At 46.9% G+C, this 17,691-nt stretch carries 21 protein-coding genes; 20 read left to right on the top strand and 1 reads right to left on the bottom strand.

What is annotated here, in order from left to right:
* The first annotated feature begins 8 nt into the window (after positions 1 to 8).
* The 14 genes from rimM (at position 9) to BN6465_RS04965 (ending at position 9,564) form a co-directional block, all read left to right on the top strand.
* A complete protein-coding gene (gene rimM, locus BN6465_RS04900) occupies positions 9 to 521 on the top strand; it encodes a ribosome maturation factor RimM (RefSeq protein WP_082891586.1) in 513 nt (170 codons plus the stop codon).
* A gap of 15 nt (positions 522 to 536) precedes the next feature.
* Positions 537 to 1,343 carry a tRNA (guanosine(37)-N1)-methyltransferase TrmD gene (gene trmD, locus BN6465_RS04905; RefSeq protein ID WP_066732252.1) on the top strand — a complete coding sequence of 269 codons (807 nt, stop codon included), beginning with the start codon at positions 537 to 539 and terminating at the stop codon, positions 1,341 to 1,343.
* A gap of 152 nt (positions 1,344 to 1,495) precedes the next feature.
* The gene (locus tag BN6465_RS04910; protein ID WP_066732254.1) at positions 1,496 to 2,227 is read left to right on the top strand and encodes an SIR2 family NAD-dependent protein deacylase; all 732 of its coding nucleotides are present in this window, start codon (positions 1,496 to 1,498) and stop codon (positions 2,225 to 2,227) included.
* A 133-nt stretch (positions 2,228 to 2,360) separates the two neighbouring features.
* Positions 2,361 to 2,708 (top strand): 50S ribosomal protein L19, encoded by a 348-nt coding sequence (gene rplS, locus BN6465_RS04915; protein ID WP_066732256.1) that lies wholly within the window; start codon positions 2,361 to 2,363, stop codon positions 2,706 to 2,708.
* A 102-nt stretch (positions 2,709 to 2,810) separates the two neighbouring features.
* Positions 2,811 to 3,386 (top strand): signal peptidase I, encoded by a 576-nt coding sequence (gene lepB / locus BN6465_RS04920; protein ID WP_066732257.1) that lies wholly within the window; start codon positions 2,811 to 2,813, stop codon positions 3,384 to 3,386.
* A gap of 17 nt (positions 3,387 to 3,403) precedes the next feature.
* On the top strand, positions 3,404 to 4,273 hold the full coding sequence (gene ylqF / locus BN6465_RS04925) for a ribosome biogenesis GTPase YlqF (protein WP_066732258.1): 870 nt from the start codon (positions 3,404 to 3,406) through the stop codon (positions 4,271 to 4,273).
* Entirely contained in the window at positions 4,251 to 4,865 is a 615-nt protein-coding gene (gene lepB / locus BN6465_RS04930; protein WP_082891587.1) for a signal peptidase I, read from the top strand. The genes ylqF and lepB (BN6465_RS04930) overlap by 23 nt, the downstream gene beginning before the upstream one ends.
* A gap of 14 nt (positions 4,866 to 4,879) precedes the next feature.
* On the top strand, positions 4,880 to 5,641 hold the full coding sequence (locus BN6465_RS04935) for a ribonuclease HII (protein WP_066732259.1): 762 nt from the start codon (positions 4,880 to 4,882) through the stop codon (positions 5,639 to 5,641).
* Between the two features lie 28 nt (positions 5,642 to 5,669).
* Positions 5,670 to 6,068 carry a YraN family protein gene (locus BN6465_RS04940; protein WP_066732261.1) on the top strand — a complete coding sequence of 133 codons (399 nt, stop codon included), beginning with the start codon at positions 5,670 to 5,672 and terminating at the stop codon, positions 6,066 to 6,068.
* Positions 6,069 to 6,090: 22 nt separating this feature from the next.
* Positions 6,091 to 6,936 carry a peptidoglycan editing factor PgeF gene (gene pgeF, locus BN6465_RS04945; RefSeq protein WP_066732263.1) on the top strand — a complete coding sequence of 282 codons (846 nt, stop codon included), beginning with the start codon at positions 6,091 to 6,093 and terminating at the stop codon, positions 6,934 to 6,936.
* A 28-nt stretch (positions 6,937 to 6,964) separates the two neighbouring features.
* On the top strand, positions 6,965 to 7,834 hold the full coding sequence (locus BN6465_RS04950) for a mechanosensitive ion channel family protein (RefSeq protein WP_066732265.1): 870 nt from the start codon (positions 6,965 to 6,967) through the stop codon (positions 7,832 to 7,834).
* Between the two features lie 61 nt (positions 7,835 to 7,895).
* A complete protein-coding gene (rsmD, locus tag BN6465_RS04955; protein ID WP_066732267.1) occupies positions 7,896 to 8,462 on the top strand; it encodes a 16S rRNA (guanine(966)-N(2))-methyltransferase RsmD in 567 nt (188 codons plus the stop codon).
* The gene (coaD, locus tag BN6465_RS04960; RefSeq protein ID WP_066732269.1) at positions 8,456 to 8,959 is read left to right on the top strand and encodes a pantetheine-phosphate adenylyltransferase; all 504 of its coding nucleotides are present in this window, start codon (positions 8,456 to 8,458) and stop codon (positions 8,957 to 8,959) included. The genes rsmD and coaD overlap by 7 nt, the downstream gene beginning before the upstream one ends.
* 2 nt (positions 8,960 to 8,961) lie before the next feature.
* Positions 8,962 to 9,564 (top strand): ATP synthase subunit B family protein, encoded by a 603-nt coding sequence (locus BN6465_RS04965; protein ID WP_066732273.1) that lies wholly within the window; start codon positions 8,962 to 8,964, stop codon positions 9,562 to 9,564.
* 19 nt (positions 9,565 to 9,583) lie between these two features.
* Here the strand turns inward: BN6465_RS04965 and BN6465_RS04970 are convergent, their stop codons facing one another.
* Positions 9,584 to 10,528, bottom strand: coding sequence for a transporter (locus BN6465_RS04970; protein ID WP_066732275.1), 945 nt, complete (start codon positions 10,526 to 10,528; stop codon positions 9,584 to 9,586).
* Positions 10,529 to 10,642: 114 nt separating this feature from the next.
* On the opposite strand from BN6465_RS04970, the gene BN6465_RS04975 reads away from it, so the two are divergent.
* From BN6465_RS04975 to BN6465_RS05000, 6 genes are all read left to right on the top strand, one after another.
* Complete coding sequence (locus BN6465_RS04975) at positions 10,643 to 12,082, top strand: aminoacyl-histidine dipeptidase (protein ID WP_066732277.1); 1,440 nt, start codon at positions 10,643 to 10,645, stop codon at positions 12,080 to 12,082.
* 117 nt (positions 12,083 to 12,199) lie between these two features.
* The gene (locus BN6465_RS04980) at positions 12,200 to 13,021 is read left to right on the top strand and encodes a M23 family metallopeptidase (protein ID WP_227183225.1); all 822 of its coding nucleotides are present in this window, start codon (positions 12,200 to 12,202) and stop codon (positions 13,019 to 13,021) included.
* Positions 13,022 to 13,055: 34 nt separating this feature from the next.
* Positions 13,056 to 14,441 carry an RsmF rRNA methyltransferase first C-terminal domain-containing protein gene (locus tag BN6465_RS04985; RefSeq protein WP_066732282.1) on the top strand — a complete coding sequence of 462 codons (1,386 nt, stop codon included), beginning with the start codon at positions 13,056 to 13,058 and terminating at the stop codon, positions 14,439 to 14,441.
* Positions 14,438 to 15,142 carry a pseudouridine synthase gene (locus BN6465_RS04990; RefSeq protein WP_082891588.1) on the top strand — a complete coding sequence of 235 codons (705 nt, stop codon included), beginning with the start codon at positions 14,438 to 14,440 and terminating at the stop codon, positions 15,140 to 15,142. Before BN6465_RS04985 ends, BN6465_RS04990 begins: the two co-directional genes overlap by 4 nt.
* Positions 15,136 to 15,807 (top strand): HAD family hydrolase, encoded by a 672-nt coding sequence (locus tag BN6465_RS04995; protein ID WP_066732286.1) that lies wholly within the window; start codon positions 15,136 to 15,138, stop codon positions 15,805 to 15,807. The genes BN6465_RS04990 and BN6465_RS04995 overlap by 7 nt, the downstream gene beginning before the upstream one ends.
* Entirely contained in the window at positions 15,804 to 17,687 is a 1,884-nt protein-coding gene (locus BN6465_RS05000; RefSeq protein ID WP_066732288.1) for a YgiQ family radical SAM protein, read from the top strand. Before BN6465_RS04995 ends, BN6465_RS05000 begins: the two co-directional genes overlap by 4 nt.
* The last annotated feature ends 4 nt before the right edge of the window (positions 17,688 to 17,691 follow it).

Consider the following 17,691-nt stretch of genomic DNA (forward strand, 5'->3'; position numbering starts at 1 on the left):
TTAGGAGAATGTCAAAGGAACAATATTTGCAGGTGGGCGTAATCACCGCCACACACGGCATCAAGGGAGAGGTCAAGGTGTTTCCGACAACAGATGATGCCGCACGCTTCAAAGTGCTGAAAGAAGTGATTTTGGATACGGGAAAAGAGCAGATTCCGCTGGAGATAGAAAATGTTAAGTTCTTCAAACAATTTGTTATTCTAAAATTTAAGGGAATCGATAATATAAATGATATAGAGAAGTACAGAAAGATGCCGCTGCTTGTCACGAGAGAAGATGCAGTGGAACTGGAAGAAGACGAGTATTTTATTACAGATATGATAGGGATGCAAGTGCTGAGTGAGGACGGTAAAAACTTTGGTATCCTCCGCGACGTGATGGAGACCGGAGCAAATGATGTCTATGTGATTGACAGCGATGAGCACGGGGAAGTACTTGTCCCGGCCATACACGAATGTGTGTTGAATGTGGATATTGAAAAGCGGGAGATGCATATACATCTTCTAGAAGGATTACTGTGACAGAGAGGATAAATCATGAGGTTTTATATAATGACACTATTTCCGGAAATGGTACTTGGCGGATTGAATACCAGCATTACCGGCCGGGCGGTCCAGAAGGGGCTTCTGGATATCCAAGCCTTAAATATCCGGGACTATGCCTTTAATAAGCACAGCAGTGTGGACGATTACCCTTATGGAGGAGGAGCGGGCATGCTGATGCAGGCAGAGCCGGTATATCAGACTTATTTGGCGGTCTGTCAAAAGATAGCGGAGGCCAGAGGCACCGCAGGGCAGGCAGAACCTGCTTGTTCAGACAATGAACTGCCCCGGCCACGGGTGGTCTATCTGTCGCCGCAGGGAAAGCCATTTCATCAGGCCATGGCGGAAGAGTTTGCAAAGGAGGAAGATTTAGTACTGCTTTGCGGACACTACGAAGGAATCGATGAACGGGTGTTGGAAGAAATTGTGACAGATTATGTTTCGGCAGGGGACTATGTGCTGACAGGAGGGGAACTGCCCGCTATGATGATGGTGGATGCAATTTCCAGATTAGTGCCCGGCGTTCTTCACAATGACGTGTCTGCAGAATTTGAAAGTTTTCAGGATGACTTGCTTGAATACCCTCAGTATTCCAGACCTGAGATTTGGCATGACAAACAAGTGCCATCCATCCTTCTTTCCGGACACCACGCCAATGTGGAGAAATGGAGAAGAGAACAATCGGTTATCCGTACTGCTAAATGGCGGCCGGATTTACTTGAAAAAGCCCATCTCACAGAAGCGGAGAAACTGTTGGTAGATGCAGTACAGAATGAACAAGCAGATAATACCGGTAAATAACGAATCTTTCGAGTGAATAATTTGTAAATATATGGAATTGGCAGTTATTTTCAGTGATTAGTGAACAAAAGATATTGAAAGTATGATATAATTAGCCAAAGAGGCGGGATATATTTTTGCAGTTTTCCCCGCGTTTGAAAGGAGGGTTCGTTATGTTTATTCCGAAAATTGAAAGTATGAGGAGAGCGATAGAAAAAAGTAGATACACGGTTGCTCTCTGTGGCTCCGGCATCATGGAAGAATGTGGTTATATTGTTCTGAAAAAGCCGGACAGAGCTTATGAGATAGAAACGAAGTACGGGGTGTCACCGGAATACATATTTACAGATTCATATTATAGTACCAGAACGGATAAATTCTTCGAGTTTTACCGGAATGAGGTTCTGAAAGATATTGAGCCGCCGGAGACATCTTACAGGCTGGCAGCGATGGAGCGGGCGGGCAGACTGAACTGTATTATCACAAGTAATTTGTATGAGCTGGCTCAACGGGCGGGCTGCCGTAATGTCGTCAATATGCATGGCAGTATCTATCAGAACAGATGCAACCATTGTGGGCGTGAATATTCAGTGGACTATATTAAAAATTCTAAGAGAGTTCCGCTCTGTGAGAGCTGCGGCTCTGTAATTCGTCCTAAAGTTGCATTTTTCGGAGATATGCTTGACGGCAGATTGATTGCCAGAACGGCCGGAGAAGTAGAACGTGCGGATGTCCTGCTGGTGCTGGGCACTACGCTGGATTCAGATGTGTTTGGCAATTACATCAAATATTTTAACGGTAGCAAGATGATCATTGTCCATAAAGAGGAACATTTAAAAGATAAAATGGCCGATATCGTCATCTATGATACTCCGGGCAATGTGCTTGCACAGTTAGGATATTAGAGGAAAAGCTTGTAAAAATACTTGCAAATACTGTAGCTTTGTGGTAAAATAGGGCATGTTGTGAGATAAAAGAGATGGTCCTCTGGTACTGACACAGTATTAAGAACGTCAAAATAACAAGGAGGTCACACACATGAACGAGATTATCAGAAACATCGAAGCTGCACAGCTGAAAGAAAATGCACCGGAATTCAATGTTGGTGATACTGTAAAAGTTTACGGTAAAATCAAAGAAGGAAACCGCGAAAGAATTCAGGTTTTCGAAGGAACAGTCCTTAAAAAACAGGGCGGTGGAGCAAGAGCTACATTTACGGTAAGAAAGAATTCTAATGGAATCGGCGTAGAAAAGACATGGCCGTTACATTCTCCGAACGTTGAAAGAGTAGAAGTTGTACGTAGAGGTAAAGTAAGACGTGCTAAATTGAACTACTTAAGAGGACGTGTAGGAAAGAGAGCAAAAGTAAAAGAATTAGTAAAATAGTAAATGTTGAGAGAGGGACAAATACACACGTACTTGTCCCTTTTTATCTTAAGATAAATAAAAGCAGGCGGTATATCCTGCTTTCTATATAAGGGGTACAATATGCACAGAGACTTAAAATTCGGAAGGGAATCCAGACACATTAATCTGGACTGGGTGCCGGAGGCATTAAAATGGGCGCTGCAGATTGTGATTGTCTGCATATTTGCGTTCGTATTTGTCTGGTATTTTGGACAGCGTATCAGTAACATCGGCGATTCTATGAATCCGGTCTTGAAGAATGGAGACGTGGTGCTGGTCAACAGAATCCTGTATGACGCCAGTTCTCCAAAACGGGGGGATATCATTGTGTTCAAGCCGAACGGCAATGAGAACCTTCACTCCTATGTCAAACGGATTGTAGGACTGCCGGGCGAGACTGTGCAGATTAAAGATGGAGCTGTCTACATAGACGGAAAGAAGCTGAAGGAAAGCTACAAAACGACCAGTCTTGAGGAGGCTGGCCTGGCTGCGGAAGAGATTACACTAGGCGGAAATGAGTTCTTTGTGCTGGGAGACAACCGAGAGAGCAGTGAAGACAGCAGGATGGCTGATATAGGAAACGTAAAACGTTCCGAAATCGAAGGGAAGGCATGGTTCAACATTACGCCGGGAAATCGGTTCGGATTAATCGGATAGACTGGGGAGGTAGGCAGATGAATTTTCAATGGTATCCGGGACATATGACAAAAGCTAAACGGATGATGCAGGAGAACATCAAGCTGATAGATTTAGTGATAGAGCTTGTGGATGCAAGGATTCCTATGAGCAGCAGGAATCCGGATATTGATGAGCTTGGCAAGAATAAAGCGAGACTGATACTGCTGAACAAATCGGATTTGGCTGACGAGAGGACAAGCGATGCGTGGACAGAATACTTTAAGGGAAAGGGATATTCTGTCGTGAAGGTAAATTCCCGAAAAGGCGGAGGAATCAAGTCTATTCAAGGTGTGATTCAGGAGGCTTGTAAGGAGAAAATAGAGAGAGACCGGAAAAGGGGAATTCTCAACCGGCCTGTCCGTGCGATGGTGGTGGGTATTCCCAATGTGGGCAAATCCACTTTTATCAATGCGCTTGCCGGCAAGGCGTGCGCAAAGACCGGAAATAAGCCCGGTGTCACTAAAGGGAAACAGTGGATCAGGCTGAATAAACAGGTAGAACTTTTGGATACTCCGGGAATCCTTTGGCCTAAATTCGAAGACCAGACCGTAGGACTGAGGCTTGCGTTTATTGGTTCTATCAAGGATGAAATCATGAATCTGGAGGAGCTTGCGGCGGAACTGATTGGATTTTTAAGGGATAGATATCCGGGAGTACTGGCAGATAAATACGGCATAGAAGAAACCGAAGATAATTACCAGTGCCTCACTGAAGTGGCTAAAAGCCGGCACTGTCTGGTGCGGGGGAACGAACTGGATACACAGAAGGCTGCGGGGATTCTGCTTGATGATTTCAGAAGTGGAAAACTCGGCAGGATAACACTGGAATTTTCGGAGGATTTTAATGATGATGGAAGCAGAAAATAAAGAAATGGAAATAAAAGACGGCCGCCCGGATAAAAAGAAAGATGCTGTTCCCAAAAGCGCGTGGCAGGAGCTGGGAGGCTGGATTGTGTATATCATTCTCATTATTGGCCTTACTTATCTAATCATTACATTTGTAGGGCAGAGAACACAGGTGGACGGACATTCCATGGAGCCTTCTTTAAGCCATGGAGACAACCTGATCGTCGATAAGCTGAGCTACCGGTTCCGTGACCCGAGCCGTTACGATGTGATTGTGTTCCCATATCAGCATGCGGAGAATACCTATTATATTAAGCGAATTATCGGTATGCCGGGAGAGACTATACAGATAAAGGATGGATATGTTTATATCAATGGAGAAAAACTGGATGAACATTTCGGGGCGGAAGTCATGCAGGAGACGAGCAATAACATTGCGGCCAATCCAGTTGAACTGGCTGATGATGAGTATTTCGTGCTTGGAGACAACCGAAACCACAGTTCCGACAGCAGAGATCCGAGTGTAGGGATACTGAAAAGGAGTCAAATAATCGGAAGGGCATGGGTCCGTATTTTTCCATTTAATAAGATTGGATTTGTGAAACATGAATAAGGAGTTGTTTTATTATGGAGCAGAAGAGTATCGCCGATATTCGGCGTGAACTGGAACAGACGGCTTTTGATGAGCGGACTGCTCTTTATGTGCGGTATCAATCGGACTCCAGAAGCGGGGTTCAAAAGCTTCTGGAGTCCTTTCACAAAAAAGACGATAAGCTTCTGGCAGAGAAAGAACGGCTGGAAGGGATGCGGATTTTTGAGCGTCAATATGAGCAGGAAGGCTATGTGTGCGGGATTGACGAAGTGGGCAGAGGCCCTCTTGCAGGCCCGGTGGCGGCGGGGGCCGTCATCCTGCCGAAAGATTGTGAAATCCTTTATTTGAACGATTCTAAACAGCTTTCCGCCAAAAAGAGAGAACTCCTCTACGACGAGATTATGGAGAAGGCTGTTGCCGTGGGAATCGGTATGGTAAGCCCGGCGGTCATTGACGAGAAGAACATATTGAATGCCACCTACGAGGCTATGCGGATTGCAATATCGAAGCTCAGCATAACGCCGGACGTGCTTTTGAACGATGCGGTGACAATCCCGGGGATTGGCATACGGCAGGTGCCGATTATCAAGGGCGATGCAAAAAGCGTCTCTATTGCGGCGGCCAGCATAGTTGCGAAGGTGGCCAGAGACAGGCTGATGGAGGAGTATGAAAAAGTATTTCCCGGCTATGGTTTTGCGGCCAACAAGGGCTACGGCTCGGCGCAGCACATCAAGGCGTTGCGGGAATTAGGGCCTACTCCCATACACCGAAGAAGTTTTATCAAGAATTTTATTTAGATTGCGCGAGTCTCCGGGATGCCGGAATATGAAGAAAGAAATAATCAAAAAGAATAAGTGTGCAAATGTCAATAAACGGCGAATGGGTACTTCGTTCGAAAGACTGGCAGGTCAATTTTTAGAAATGAAAGGCTACCAGATTCGGACTTACAATTACTACTGCAGATATGCGGAGATAGATATCGTCGCCGAGGAAAGCGGATATCTGGTCTTCTGTGAGGTGAAATACCGCTGCAAAGCCTCCGCTGCCGAGACTCTGGCGGCGGTTGATGTGCGTAAACAGCGCCAGATATGCCGAGGCGCACTTTTTTATATGTACGAACACCATATCACTGGCGTCCCATGCCGTTTTGATGTCGTGGGAATTACCGGCGGCGATTCCGGGCACCAGATTACTTTGGTAAAGGATGCATTCGATTATAAGTGAATATTGAGAGGAAAATGATAACTTGAGATTTGAATATAAAAATGCAGAACATATCTATACGGAAAAGAATTGCAACGGAGTGCTTTTTCTTGAATTCCCGCTCTTGTCTGAGACGGGGGTCGTGCGTCATGGAATATCAACGAGAGAAGGCGGAGTGAGCGAAGGAATCTACCGCTCCATGAATTTGAGCTTTGCGCGTGGCGATAAGGAAGAACATGTCATGGAAAATTACCGCAGGATAGGAGCGGCAATCGGTGTCTCACCTGACAGGATGACGGCTTCTTCACAGACTCATACTACTAATGTGCGGGCAGTGACAGAGGACGATATAGGGAAAGGAATCGTCTATCCACGGGATTATACAGATGTGGACGGACTCATGACGAATCTTCCGGATGTCTGTCTGGTCACCTACTACGCAGACTGTGTCCCGCTCTTGTTCGTGGACCCAGTACATCGGGCAATCGCTTCCAGCCATTCCGGCTGGCGCGGTACAGTGAACAGGATGGGGGAGATTACAGTTCAGGCAATGCAGCGTGCATACGGCAGTAGGCCGGAGGATATTGTGGCTGCAATAGGCCCCTCTATCTGTCAGGACTGTTATGAGGTGAGTGAGGACGTGATCGAGAGATTCCGCGCGGCTTTCCCCGAGACAGAATGGGCGTCTCTGTTTTACGGAAAACCGGACGGGAAGTTCCAGTTAAATCTCTGGCGCGCCAATGAATTGATTTTACTGAGGGCGGGAATTAAGCGGGAGCATCTGGCGGTGACGAATCTGTGTACCTGCTGTAACTCGGAATTATTATTTTCCCATAGGGCGTCCCATGGGAAAAGAGGGAATCTGGCGGCGTTTCTGGCGTTAAAATAGGCCTTTTACATATTAGGAGGAAGACTTTATGATACTTTTGGCAGACACGAATGCAGTGCAAGAAACCGTAAAGGAAATCAGTAATTTTCAAAAATTTATAGAGAAGAGCGGACCGTCGGTCATAGCATTTGGGATACGTGTACTTTTGGCACTGCTGGCCTTTTTCGTGGGACATCAGCTGATAAAGTGGGTCCGCAGGCTGGTGCGTGCGTCTATGGAACGTGCGAATTCTGACACGGGAGCACGGCAGTTCGTAGATTCCCTGCTGAAGTTCGGCCTTCACATATTACTCATTATGTTTATAGCGAACCAACTGGGCGTGGAATCAACATCCACAGCGGCTTTGATTGCATCCGGCGGCGTAGCGGTCAGCCTTGCCCTGCAGGGAAGTTTATCCAATCTGGCTGGCGGGGTGCTGATTCTTCTTCTCAAACCTTTTGTGGTCGGTGATTATATCATGGAAGATGCGCACGGCAATGAAGGAACGGTGAAAGAAATTCAGATTTTTTATACAAAGCTGGCAACGCTAGACAATAAAACCATTGTAATTCCCAATGGTACGCTGGCAAATACCAGTCTTACCAATGTGACGGACAAGGATTACCGGCAGCTGGATTTAAAGATTGATATATCCTATGATGCAGATTTAAAGAAGGCCAAGCGGCTGCTGGAGGGGATTCTCTTGGAGGATTCCTGTGTCATACAGGAGATGGCTCACAATGTATTTGTGGACAACCTTGGTGAAAGTTCTGTCGTTCTAGGAGTGAGGGCATGGGTGAGGACAGAAGAATACTGGCCTACAAGATGGCGTATGCTGGAGACGATCAAACTTACCATGGATGAAAATGAAATTGAAATTCCGTTCAAACAATTAAAAATTCATGTCGGGAACATTTGACATTTTTCTAACAAATATTTATAATAAACGGGAAATCTATCACATTTTGCGAGGAGTAACAATGAGAGTCATAGCCGGACAAGCCAGAAGAACACAATTAAAGACGTTAGAAGGAAAAGATACCAGACCAACTACGGACAGGATAAAAGAGACACTCTTTAATATCATTGCACCGGGGCTCTGCGACTGTGAATTCCTTGACTTATTTGCAGGCAGCGGCGCTATCGGAATCGAGGCGCTGAGCAGGGGAGCCACAGAGGCCGTTTTCGTGGAAAGCAACCCAAAGGCTATGGCATGTATCAAGGAGAACCTTGCGCGTACGAGGCTTGAAGGACAGGCAGTTACCATGGCCGCCGACGCTGTCAGTGCAATCCATACACTCAGCGGAAGAAAGCAGTTCGATTACATTTTTATGGATCCGCCCTACGATTGTCTGCTGGAGAAGCAGGTGCTGGCAAGTCTTATAGATTCCGGACTTTTGAGGGATGATACCGTGGTGATTGTCGAAGCGTCGAAGGGGACAGATTTTTCCTATCTCAAAGAGATGGGCTACGCTGTATTAAAAGAGAAAGAATACAAAACAAACAAGCACATTTTTGTCGTACAGGAGGGAAAGTACCCATGCTAAAGGCAGTTTATCCGGGCAGTTTCGACCCGGTTACATACGGTCATCTGGATATTATTGAAAGAACATGTAAAATCGCGGACGAGGTTATTGTCGGAGTATTGAACAATAAAGGAAAAATGCCGTTGTTTTCTGTAGAAGAACGTGTTAAAATGTTAGAGGAGGCAACGAGGGAGTTGCCTAAAGTTAAGATTATTCCGTTTGAAGGCCTTTTAGTGGAATTTGTAAAAGAATTGAACGCTAATATGGTCATTCGTGGACTTCGTGCAATCACAGATTTTGAGTATGAACTGCAGATGTCACAGACGAATCATAAGCTGGAGCCGGGGATAGAGACGATGTTTCTCACGACCAGTCTGGAATACTCGTACTTAAGTTCTACTATTGTGAAAGAAGTAGCAGCTTTCGGAGGGGACATATCACAATTTGTGCCGGAGGTTGTCATCAATAGAATGAAAGAAAAGATGCCGCAGACGGAGGCGGCAAGAAGGAGAGTGTAAATATGAGCAGCCGTATTGAACAGATTATCGAAGAGATTGAAGAGTATATTGACAGCTGTAAATTTCAGCCACTGTCTACTACGAAGATTATTGTCAATAAGGATCAGATGGATGAGCTTCTTAGAGAACTTCGCATGAAGACACCGGATGAAATTAAGCGTTATCAAAAAATAATTGCAAATAAAGATGCCATCCTTGCGGATGCACAGTCAAAGGCTGAAAGTATGATCGAGGAAGCACAGGTTCATACGAATGAGCTTGTGAGTGAACACGAAATTATGCAGCAGGCCTATGCGCAGGCGAACGAGATTGTTATGGCGGCGACCGAGCAGGCACAGCAGATTCTGGATAATGCCACGAGCGATGCCAACGATATCCGTATCGGCGCTATGCAGTATACAGATGATCTTATGGCCAACGCTGAGAGTATTATAGGGCATACACTGGATACTTATACGACCAAGTATGACGGTCTGGTGAACTCTCTTCAAGAATGTTATGATGTCGTGCGCAATAACAGAGCAGAACTGCAGGTGCCGGAGAAGTCTTCCAGAGGCTTGGAAGCGGAGTTTGGAAACGGTGAGGAGCTTCCACCTGTCGAATAAGCCAAAAGCGTCAGCCGTATTAATGGCAATAGTATATATAGAAAAAAGCGAACAGGCTGGTTACCACTGCGGTAATCAGCTTTTCTGTTATGTAGGGGAGCATGGGAAAACCGTTCTTCTGTACCATGCACTGCGTCTGAAAAGCGGCGCAAAGACCGCCGAAGGATACGAGAGCCATTGTCAGCGTATATCGCAGGGGAAGCGGGAAGGCGGTGCTCGTTGTCATTTTTACACCGGCTGTAATCTCCATGGAGGGCAGAAAGAGGCCGTTCCAGAAAAGTGAAGATACCGGTAAGGTCTTGAGCAGTGCAAGCAGTATGGAAAATACAATAATGTAGCCCCCTACCTTCGTGATAGTCTCACAGCTGTCCATGATACATTGGTCTAATATCTTCAAAAAAGGACCCTTTTCTGCGCCGGAGAGAGCCGGCGGTGATGTCAGGGGGGATTCCGGTGCCCTGCGTCTTTTATAAAAGCACCGGAAGAGAAAGCTGGACAGTATGGGCGAGGCATATAAAATCAATATGCTCGGAAGGGCAAGACTCTTATCCTGCAGACTTTGCCATACTACATAACTCAATATAAACATAGGGCTTGTATTATTACAAAAAGAGAGCAGATAAGCACCCTCCTCCCGGCCTATCAGCCCCTCCGTTACGAGGTCGGAAGCTATCTTGGCTCCCATCGGGTATCCGCACAGAAAGCCGCCCAGAACGGCGAAGGAAGCACTGCTTGAGATGCCAAATAATGGTCCTAATATAAGACCGGCTGTTTTAGAAATCAAGTGTACAGCATTGGTGCGGATAAGAAGCCCCGTGATGATCAGGAACGGGAAAAGAGTAGGAAGTACCGTGTTGAACCAGAGGAGAAGGCCTTGGGTAGCCCCATTAAAAACTGTGTCCGGAAATGCGAGCATTACAACAAAGACTGTGCCTAAAAATATGACAAAAAAATAACGTTTCATAAAACCTCAAAAAGCTTGTTTTTTCTTAAGATATCTATATGGAAAAGGTTGACTTTTTATGTACAATATGACAGTATTGAATATGGAAATATTATATAGAAAAGGGGAAACGAAATGGCAGTTTTAGAACAACTCAAACCTCAGGAAGTATTTCACTTTTTTGAGGAACTGTGCAAAATTCCGCACGGTACATTTGATACAAAGCGTATCAGCGATTATTGCGTAGAATTCGCAAAAGAAAGAGGATTGGAGTTCATTCAGGACGATGCGAACAATGTAATCATCCGTAAACCGGGAACAGCAGGCTATGAAGATAGTGAACCGGTTATTATTCAGGGACATCTGGATATGGTATGTGAAAAGACAGAGGATTCCACTCATAATTTTGACACAGACGGTCTGGAGCTTTTGATTGAGGATGGTTATGTAACGGCAAAGGATACGACTCTTGGGGGAGACGATGGCATTGCGATTGCCTTTGCGATGGCCGTTCTGGACAGCAAAGATATTCCGCATCCGCCGATTGAGGCAATTTTCACCACAGATGAAGAAGTAGGAATGGGCGGTGCGACTGCAATCGATATGAGTCCGATCAAGGGGAAAATGCTTCTGAATCTGGACTCTGACAATGAGGGCGTCATTGTAGCCGGATGCTCAGGAGGATATGTAGATACCGTGACGATTCCGGTTGAGAGAGAAGAACGCCAAGGCTCTGTAGTTACAATTCAGGTTAAGGGGCTCAGAGGAGGACATTCCGGGCTGGAGATTCACGAGCAGAGAGGAAACTCCAATAAAATGATGGGCCGTCTTTTGAATCATTTAAATTTGAATACAGATATCGCACTTGTCGCTGTAGATGGAGGTACGAAGGATAATGTTATCACATCGATGACTACCGCGAAGGTTGTTGCTGCAGATGCAGATGCGGTGGTTGAGATGGTGAAGGCTATGGAAGCCAATTGGTTTCAGGAATTTGCGGGGGAAGAACCGGGACTTACTGTTATAACAGAGGTATCCGATGAAACTGTGCAGGCGATGACGAAAGCGGCTACACAGAAAATCATTCACTTTGTATATAATTCCCCATACGGCGTGCAGGAGTACAGCCGTGCGCTGAAAGGGCTGGTAGAGACATCCCTGAACTGTGGAGTTGTAGCAACTTCCGAGACAGATGTCAAGGCTCTGCTGTATGTAAGAAGTTCTGTCAACAGCAAATTGGATGAGATGCATGAAGCGTTATGCGCATTTGCAGATATTCTCGGCGGAACCTGTGTGAAAGATAACGAGTATCCGGCATGGATGTACAAACATGATTCAAAGATTCGTCCGCTTGTTATCGATACATATAAAGAAATGTTTGGAGAAGAGCCAATCGTGAATACCGTACATGCAGGTCTGGAATGTGGACTTCTTTCCGGTAAGAAACCGGATCTTGACTGTGTGTCCTACGGACCGGAGATGCTGGACATCCATTCTGTAGCTGAGAGATTGAATATTGAGTCTACCCAGCGTATGTGGGAATTTACAAAAGAATTGTTAAAGAGATGTAAGTAAACTGCTCTGAGCAGCATAAAAGTGAGGTTTGGCTTTGGCCGGACCTCATTTTTTAATGTTTTTCACCGGGAAGACATAAGTATTAATAAAGCATATAAGAAAGCATGGTGTCTTTATTTGGCCCAAACGAAATTGAAAAGAAATCTGTTTCTATTTCTTGTACTGCTGGCTCTTTTTTCCGTACTTCTGCAAGAAAATCTGCAGGAGAGGGCAAGATGCAGCCGGCTGAAAAGCAATACGGTAATGTCAGATGGATTCCGACAGATGCAATTGTCAGAGCCTATGCTGAAAATGCTGGAAGGACTTCCTGTCGAAAAACGGGGGACAGCCGCGGGCATCTACTATTTGGAGAAGAAAGACAGCGATAAAAAGAATCTAAAAAAGGCACAAAATATGTGGGCGAAGCGTCCGGCGTGGGGGGAATATCTGGATATATGTAATGCGATATGGAATGACGTTACATATTTTCCGGTGCCTGTCTCCTCCAAGCATGAAAGTTATTCGGTAAGTTTCGTGGATTCATGGATGGGTGAACGTACATATGGAGGAAAAAGAGGACATGAGGGGACGGATATCATGGCAAGTCAAAATACTCCCGGACTCTATCCGGTGGTCAGTATGACAGACGGTACTGTCGTGAGCAAAGGGTGGCTGGAAAAGGGCGGCTGGCGGCTTGGGATTTCAGCCCCTTCAGGCGGTTATTTTTATTATGCCCATCTGGATTCCTATGCAGATATTGAAGAAGGCGACACCGTCCGCGCCGGAGAAGTGATTGGGTTCATGGGGAACAGCGGGTACGGCCCGGAAGGGACGACAGGAGTGTTCGCGACACATCTGCATGTAGGGATTTATATCTACCCGCAGGGGGAAGAAATCAGTGTGAATCCATATTGGGTTTTGCGCCTCCTTGAAGAGAAAAAACTTTCCTGTTCTTTCTAACTATGGTATACTTAAACGATGTGGAGGAACGAATATGAATTTACCGATTGCGTTTGAAAAAAAGATGAAGCACCTCTTAGGTGCAGAGTTCGATAAATATATCGCCTGTTATGAAAACCCGAGATATTATGGACTTCGGGTAAATACAGGGAAGATAAGCGTAGAGAAATTCCAACAAATCTGTCCTTTTAAGATAACTCCTATTCCATGGATAGAGAACGGATTTTATTATGACGGCGAGGAAGTGTCTCCGGCGAAACATCCCTACTATTTTGCAGGGCTCTATTATCTTCAGGAGCCAAGTGCCATGACACCTGCCAGCAGGCTGCCTATTGCGCCCGGTGAGCGGGTGCTGGATGTGTGTGCGGCGCCCGGCGGCAAAGCCACGGAGCTCGGGGCAAGACTTTGCAGGGAAGGCGTACTTGTGGCCAATGATATCAGCAGCTCCCGTGCGAAAGGGCTGCTGAAGAATCTGGAAGTGTTCGGAATCGGCAATATGCTTACTGTAAGTGAGGAGCCCGGACGGCTCATGGACTATTTTCCAGAATATTTTGATAAGATTCTCATCGACGCTCCCTGCTCAGGGGAGGGCATGTTCCGCAAGGATAAGCGCATGATAAAGGCATGGGAAGAACATGGGCCGGAGTTCTTTGCCAAACTGCAGCGCAGCATCGTGACACAGGCGGCGTCTATGCTGCGCCCGGGAGGCATGATGCTTTATTCTACTTGTACCTTTGACGGACTGGAGAATGAAGAGACGGTAGAATATCTGCTGGAGTCCTGTCCGGAATTTCATCTTGTAGAGATGGAAGGATATGAAGGCTTTGTATGCGGGAAGCCGGAGCATACGAAGAGCGGGAATCCTGACTTGACAAAGACTGTTCGTATCTTCCCGCACAGGATGAACGGAGAAGGACACTTTTTGGCACTTTTACAAAAAGGGCAGGCAACTCCCCGCATGAAGCCGGCTTTAAAGTCAAAGTCTGGCGGGAAGTTGCCGGATGAGCTGGCAGAATTCTGCCAAGACGTCGCGTTTCCTCTCGCAGCCGAACGGCTGGATATCCATGGCGGGCGGGTATATTATATGCCGGACGGACTGCCGGAGCTTAGAGGCATCCGTTTCCTAAGGACAGGCCTCCTGCTCGGTGAATTGAAGAAAAAACGTTTCGAGCCAAGTCAGGCTCTTGCTATGTATCTTAAAAAAGAGGAGTATGCGCATACATTGGATTTCACGCTCGAAGATGACAGAATCCGCCGCTATCTGAAGGGCGAAACAATTGACGTGGAAAGTATAGCCGGGCCGAAAGCGAAAGGATGGCATCTAGTCTGTGTGGATGGTTTTCCCCTTGGCTGGGGCAAGCTTTCGGGAGGCACTTTGAAGAATAAATATCTTCCGGGATGGAGGGATCAGTCCGTATGATTCGTCTGGACAAATATTTGGCTGATATGGGCGTTGGCACGAGGAGTGAGGTAAAGAACTTTATCCGCAGAGGCATGGTGACTGTAGACGGCGCGGCCGCGTCAAGGCCGGAGCAGAAGATTCAGCCGGAGCGGCAGACGGTCATGGTGAACGGCAGTCAGGTATGCTATGTAGAATTTGAATATTATATGTTGAATAAGCCGGCCGGGGTAGTCTCGGCTGTGACAGATACAAGGGAGAAAACGGTTCTTGATTTACTGACTGGTAAAAAGAGGAAGGATTTGTTTCCGGTAGGACGTCTTGACAAGGACACAGAAGGGCTTCTGCTAATTACGAATGACGGAGAGCTCTCACACCGGCTGTTATCTCCTTCCAAACATGTGGACAAGACGTATTTTGCACGTATACAGGGGCGGGCCACCGCGGATGATATACGGGCATTTTCAGAAGGAATCGATATCGGGGATGAAAAGCCTGCCCTGCCGGCGGTGCTTAAAATACTGAAAACGGGAGATACTTCTGAGGTAGAAATTACAATTCAAGAAGGACGGTTCCATCAGGTGAAGCGTATGTTCGAAGCGGTGGGCAAAAAGGTAATCTATTTGAAGCGCCTTTCCATGGGGAGCGTTGTGCTGGATGAAACACTTCCGCCGGGAGGATACCGGGAATTGACGAAAGAGGAGTTGGAGCGATTATGTTAGAGCAGATAGAGGCTGTTATATTTGATATGGATGGTACACTCGTAGATTCTATGTGGGTCTGGACAGCTATCGATCAGGAATATATAGACAATTATCATCTGACGGTGCCGGAAGATTTCCATACGGCCATCGAAGGGATGAGCTATACAGAGACCGCACAATATTTTCTTGACAGCTTTCCCCAGCTCCCTCATACTTTGGATGAGATAAAACAGGAATGGTTTCAAATGTCTCTTGACAAGTATACCCACGATGTCCATTTGAAAGAGGGAGCCGAAACATTTATACGGGAAATACGCAGAAGGGGAATCCGCACGGGAATCGCAACCAGCAATGACAGGAAGCTTGTGGAACAATCTCTGCAGGCCATGGGAGTCGCCGGCCTGTTCGATACAATCAGCACCGGATGCGAGGTGAAGCGTGGAAAGCCTGCGCCGGATGTATATTTGAAGGCGGCGGAGAATTTAAAAACGCCGCCCAGAGAGTGTCTGGTATTTGAGGATGTGCCCATGGGGATACTGGCCGGAAAGAACGCAGGCATGAAAGTCTGTGCGGTCGACGATTGGTTCTCACGCCCTCAGGAGGCAAAGAAAAGGCAATTGGCGGATTATTATACCCACCATTACGATGAGATATTGAATCATACATTTGAGGTATTAGGATGAGCAGAGGATTTTTGCCGGTAACAAGAACAGAAATGAAAGAGCGGGGCTGGGATGAGGTCGACTTTGTCTATGTGAGCGGGGATGCATATGTGGACCACCCTTCCTTCGGACATGCCATCATAACACGGCTGCTGGAGGCCCATGGATACCGGGTCGGAATCATCGCGCAGCCCGACTGGAAGGACAAAGAGAGTGTCTGCGTTTTCGGGGAGCCAAGACTGGGCTTCCTTGTTTCCGGGGGCAATATGGATTCCATGGTGAATCATTATACCGTTTCCAAGAAGAGACGGAGGCAGGATTCCTATACGCCGGGCGGTGAGATGGGACGGAGGCCCGATTATGCGGTGGTGGTCTATGGCAATCTGATTCGGCAGACTTATAAGAACACGCCTATCATTTTGGGCGGGATTGAGGCCAGCTTAAGAAGGCTTGCCCATTATGACTATTGGTCTGACAAGCTGAAACGCTCCGTACTTTTGGATTCCGGCGCCGATTTGATTTCCTATGGTATGGGCGAGCACTCGATCGTGGAAATCGCGGACGCACTGGCGGCGGGAATCGATGTCAAGGATATTACGTTCATTGACGGAACAGTCTGTAAGGTGAAGAGTCTGGACAGTGTATACGATGCAGTTGTCTTGGAGCCTTATGAGGCGATGAAGCAGGATAAGCTGCTCTATGCAAAGAGCTTCTATACGCAGTACTGCAATACCGACCCTGTCGCAGGCAAACGTTTGGCAGAGCCCTATTCGGAGCATTTATATGTGGTACAGAATCCACCCGCAAAGCCGCTTACGCAGGAAGAGATGGATTTTGTCTACGGGCTTCCCTATATGCGCACTTATCATCCTTCTTACGAGAAGGCCGGGGGTGTGCCTGCCATCGCGGAGGTCAAGTTCAGCCTGATCAGCAACAGAGGATGTTTTGGAGCCTGCAGCTTTTGCGCGCTCACCTTTCATCAGGGAAGGATTATTCAGACGAGAAGCCACGCCTCCTTGCTGGATGAGGCAGAGGGATTTACAAAAGACAAAGAGTTCAAGGGATATATTCATGATGTGGGAGGCCCTACGGCCAACTTCCGTGCGCCGGCCTGTGATAAGCAGCTGAAGCACGGGGCCTGTGTGAACAAGCAGTGCCTGTTTCCAAAGCCTTGTAAGAATCTAAAGGCAGATCATCAGGACTATCTGGAACTTCTTCGGGAGCTGCGGAGGCTTCCGGGGGTAAAGAAGGTCTTCATCAGATCCGGAATCCGATTTGATTATCTACTGGCAGACCGTGATGAATCTTTTTTTAAGGAATTATGTCAGTACCATGTCAGCGGGCAGTTAAAAGTTGCCCCGGAGCACGTGTCGGATCCGGTATTGTCCATGATGGGGAAGCCGGAGCATGCAGTCTATGAGGAATTCGCCAAAAAATACAAACGATGGAATGAAAAGCTAAATTTAAAGCAGTACTTGGTTCCTTATCTGATGTCTTCCCATCCGGGGTCGACGCTGAAGGATGCGGTAAAGCTGGCAGAGTATCTGCGGGATTTAGGCTATATGCCGGAGCAGGTGCAGGACTTTTATCCGACGCCGTCCACAATATCTACCTGCATGTACTATACAGGAGTAGACCCGAGGACGATGAAACCGGTCTATGTACCAAAAAATCCTCACGAAAAAGCAATGCAGCGTGCGCTCATTCAATACAGGAATCCACAGAACTATGATTTGGTGGCTGAGGCGTTGAAAAAGACGGGACGTATGGATCTTATCGGATTCGGGGAAACGTGTTTGATCCGGCCGAGAAAGCTCCACGCCGAGAGGGAGGCAGGCGCCGGGAAGAGAAGCGCCGTTAAGAAGAAGGCCATCCGTAATGTGCATAAAAAGAAGAGGTGAGTAG

Origin of the sequence: Bariatricus massiliensis (assembly GCF_900086725.1) — a bacterium.
GTDB lineage: Bacteria > Bacillota > Clostridia > Lachnospirales > Lachnospiraceae > Allocoprococcus > Allocoprococcus massiliensis.

Coding starts and splice junctions, on each gene's coding strand:
- rimM (WP_082891586.1), top strand. CDS start 9: ATGTCAAAGGAACAATATTTGCAGGTGGGCGTAATCACCGCCACACAC.
- trmD (WP_066732252.1), top strand. CDS start 537: ATGAGGTTTTATATAATGACACTATTTCCGGAAATGGTACTTGGCGGA.
- BN6465_RS04910 (WP_066732254.1), top strand. CDS start 1,496: ATGTTTATTCCGAAAATTGAAAGTATGAGGAGAGCGATAGAAAAAAGT.
- rplS (WP_066732256.1), top strand. CDS start 2,361: ATGAACGAGATTATCAGAAACATCGAAGCTGCACAGCTGAAAGAAAAT.
- lepB (WP_066732257.1), top strand. CDS start 2,811: ATGCACAGAGACTTAAAATTCGGAAGGGAATCCAGACACATTAATCTG.
- ylqF (WP_066732258.1), top strand. CDS start 3,404: ATGAATTTTCAATGGTATCCGGGACATATGACAAAAGCTAAACGGATG.
- lepB (WP_082891587.1), top strand. CDS start 4,251: ATGATGATGGAAGCAGAAAATAAAGAAATGGAAATAAAAGACGGCCGC.
- BN6465_RS04935 (WP_066732259.1), top strand. CDS start 4,880: ATGGAGCAGAAGAGTATCGCCGATATTCGGCGTGAACTGGAACAGACG.
- BN6465_RS04940 (WP_066732261.1), top strand. CDS start 5,670: ATGAAGAAAGAAATAATCAAAAAGAATAAGTGTGCAAATGTCAATAAA.
- BN6465_RS04950 (WP_066732265.1), top strand. CDS start 6,965: ATGATACTTTTGGCAGACACGAATGCAGTGCAAGAAACCGTAAAGGAA.
- rsmD (WP_066732267.1), top strand. CDS start 7,896: ATGAGAGTCATAGCCGGACAAGCCAGAAGAACACAATTAAAGACGTTA.
- coaD (WP_066732269.1), top strand. CDS start 8,456: ATGCTAAAGGCAGTTTATCCGGGCAGTTTCGACCCGGTTACATACGGT.
- BN6465_RS04965 (WP_066732273.1), top strand. CDS start 8,962: ATGAGCAGCCGTATTGAACAGATTATCGAAGAGATTGAAGAGTATATT.
- BN6465_RS04970 (WP_066732275.1), bottom strand. CDS start 10,528: ATGAAACGTTATTTTTTTGTCATATTTTTAGGCACAGTCTTTGTTGTA.
- BN6465_RS04975 (WP_066732277.1), top strand. CDS start 10,643: ATGGCAGTTTTAGAACAACTCAAACCTCAGGAAGTATTTCACTTTTTT.
- BN6465_RS04985 (WP_066732282.1), top strand. CDS start 13,056: ATGAATTTACCGATTGCGTTTGAAAAAAAGATGAAGCACCTCTTAGGT.
- BN6465_RS04990 (WP_082891588.1), top strand. CDS start 14,438: ATGATTCGTCTGGACAAATATTTGGCTGATATGGGCGTTGGCACGAGG.
- BN6465_RS04995 (WP_066732286.1), top strand. CDS start 15,136: ATGTTAGAGCAGATAGAGGCTGTTATATTTGATATGGATGGTACACTC.
- BN6465_RS05000 (WP_066732288.1), top strand. CDS start 15,804: ATGAGCAGAGGATTTTTGCCGGTAACAAGAACAGAAATGAAAGAGCGG.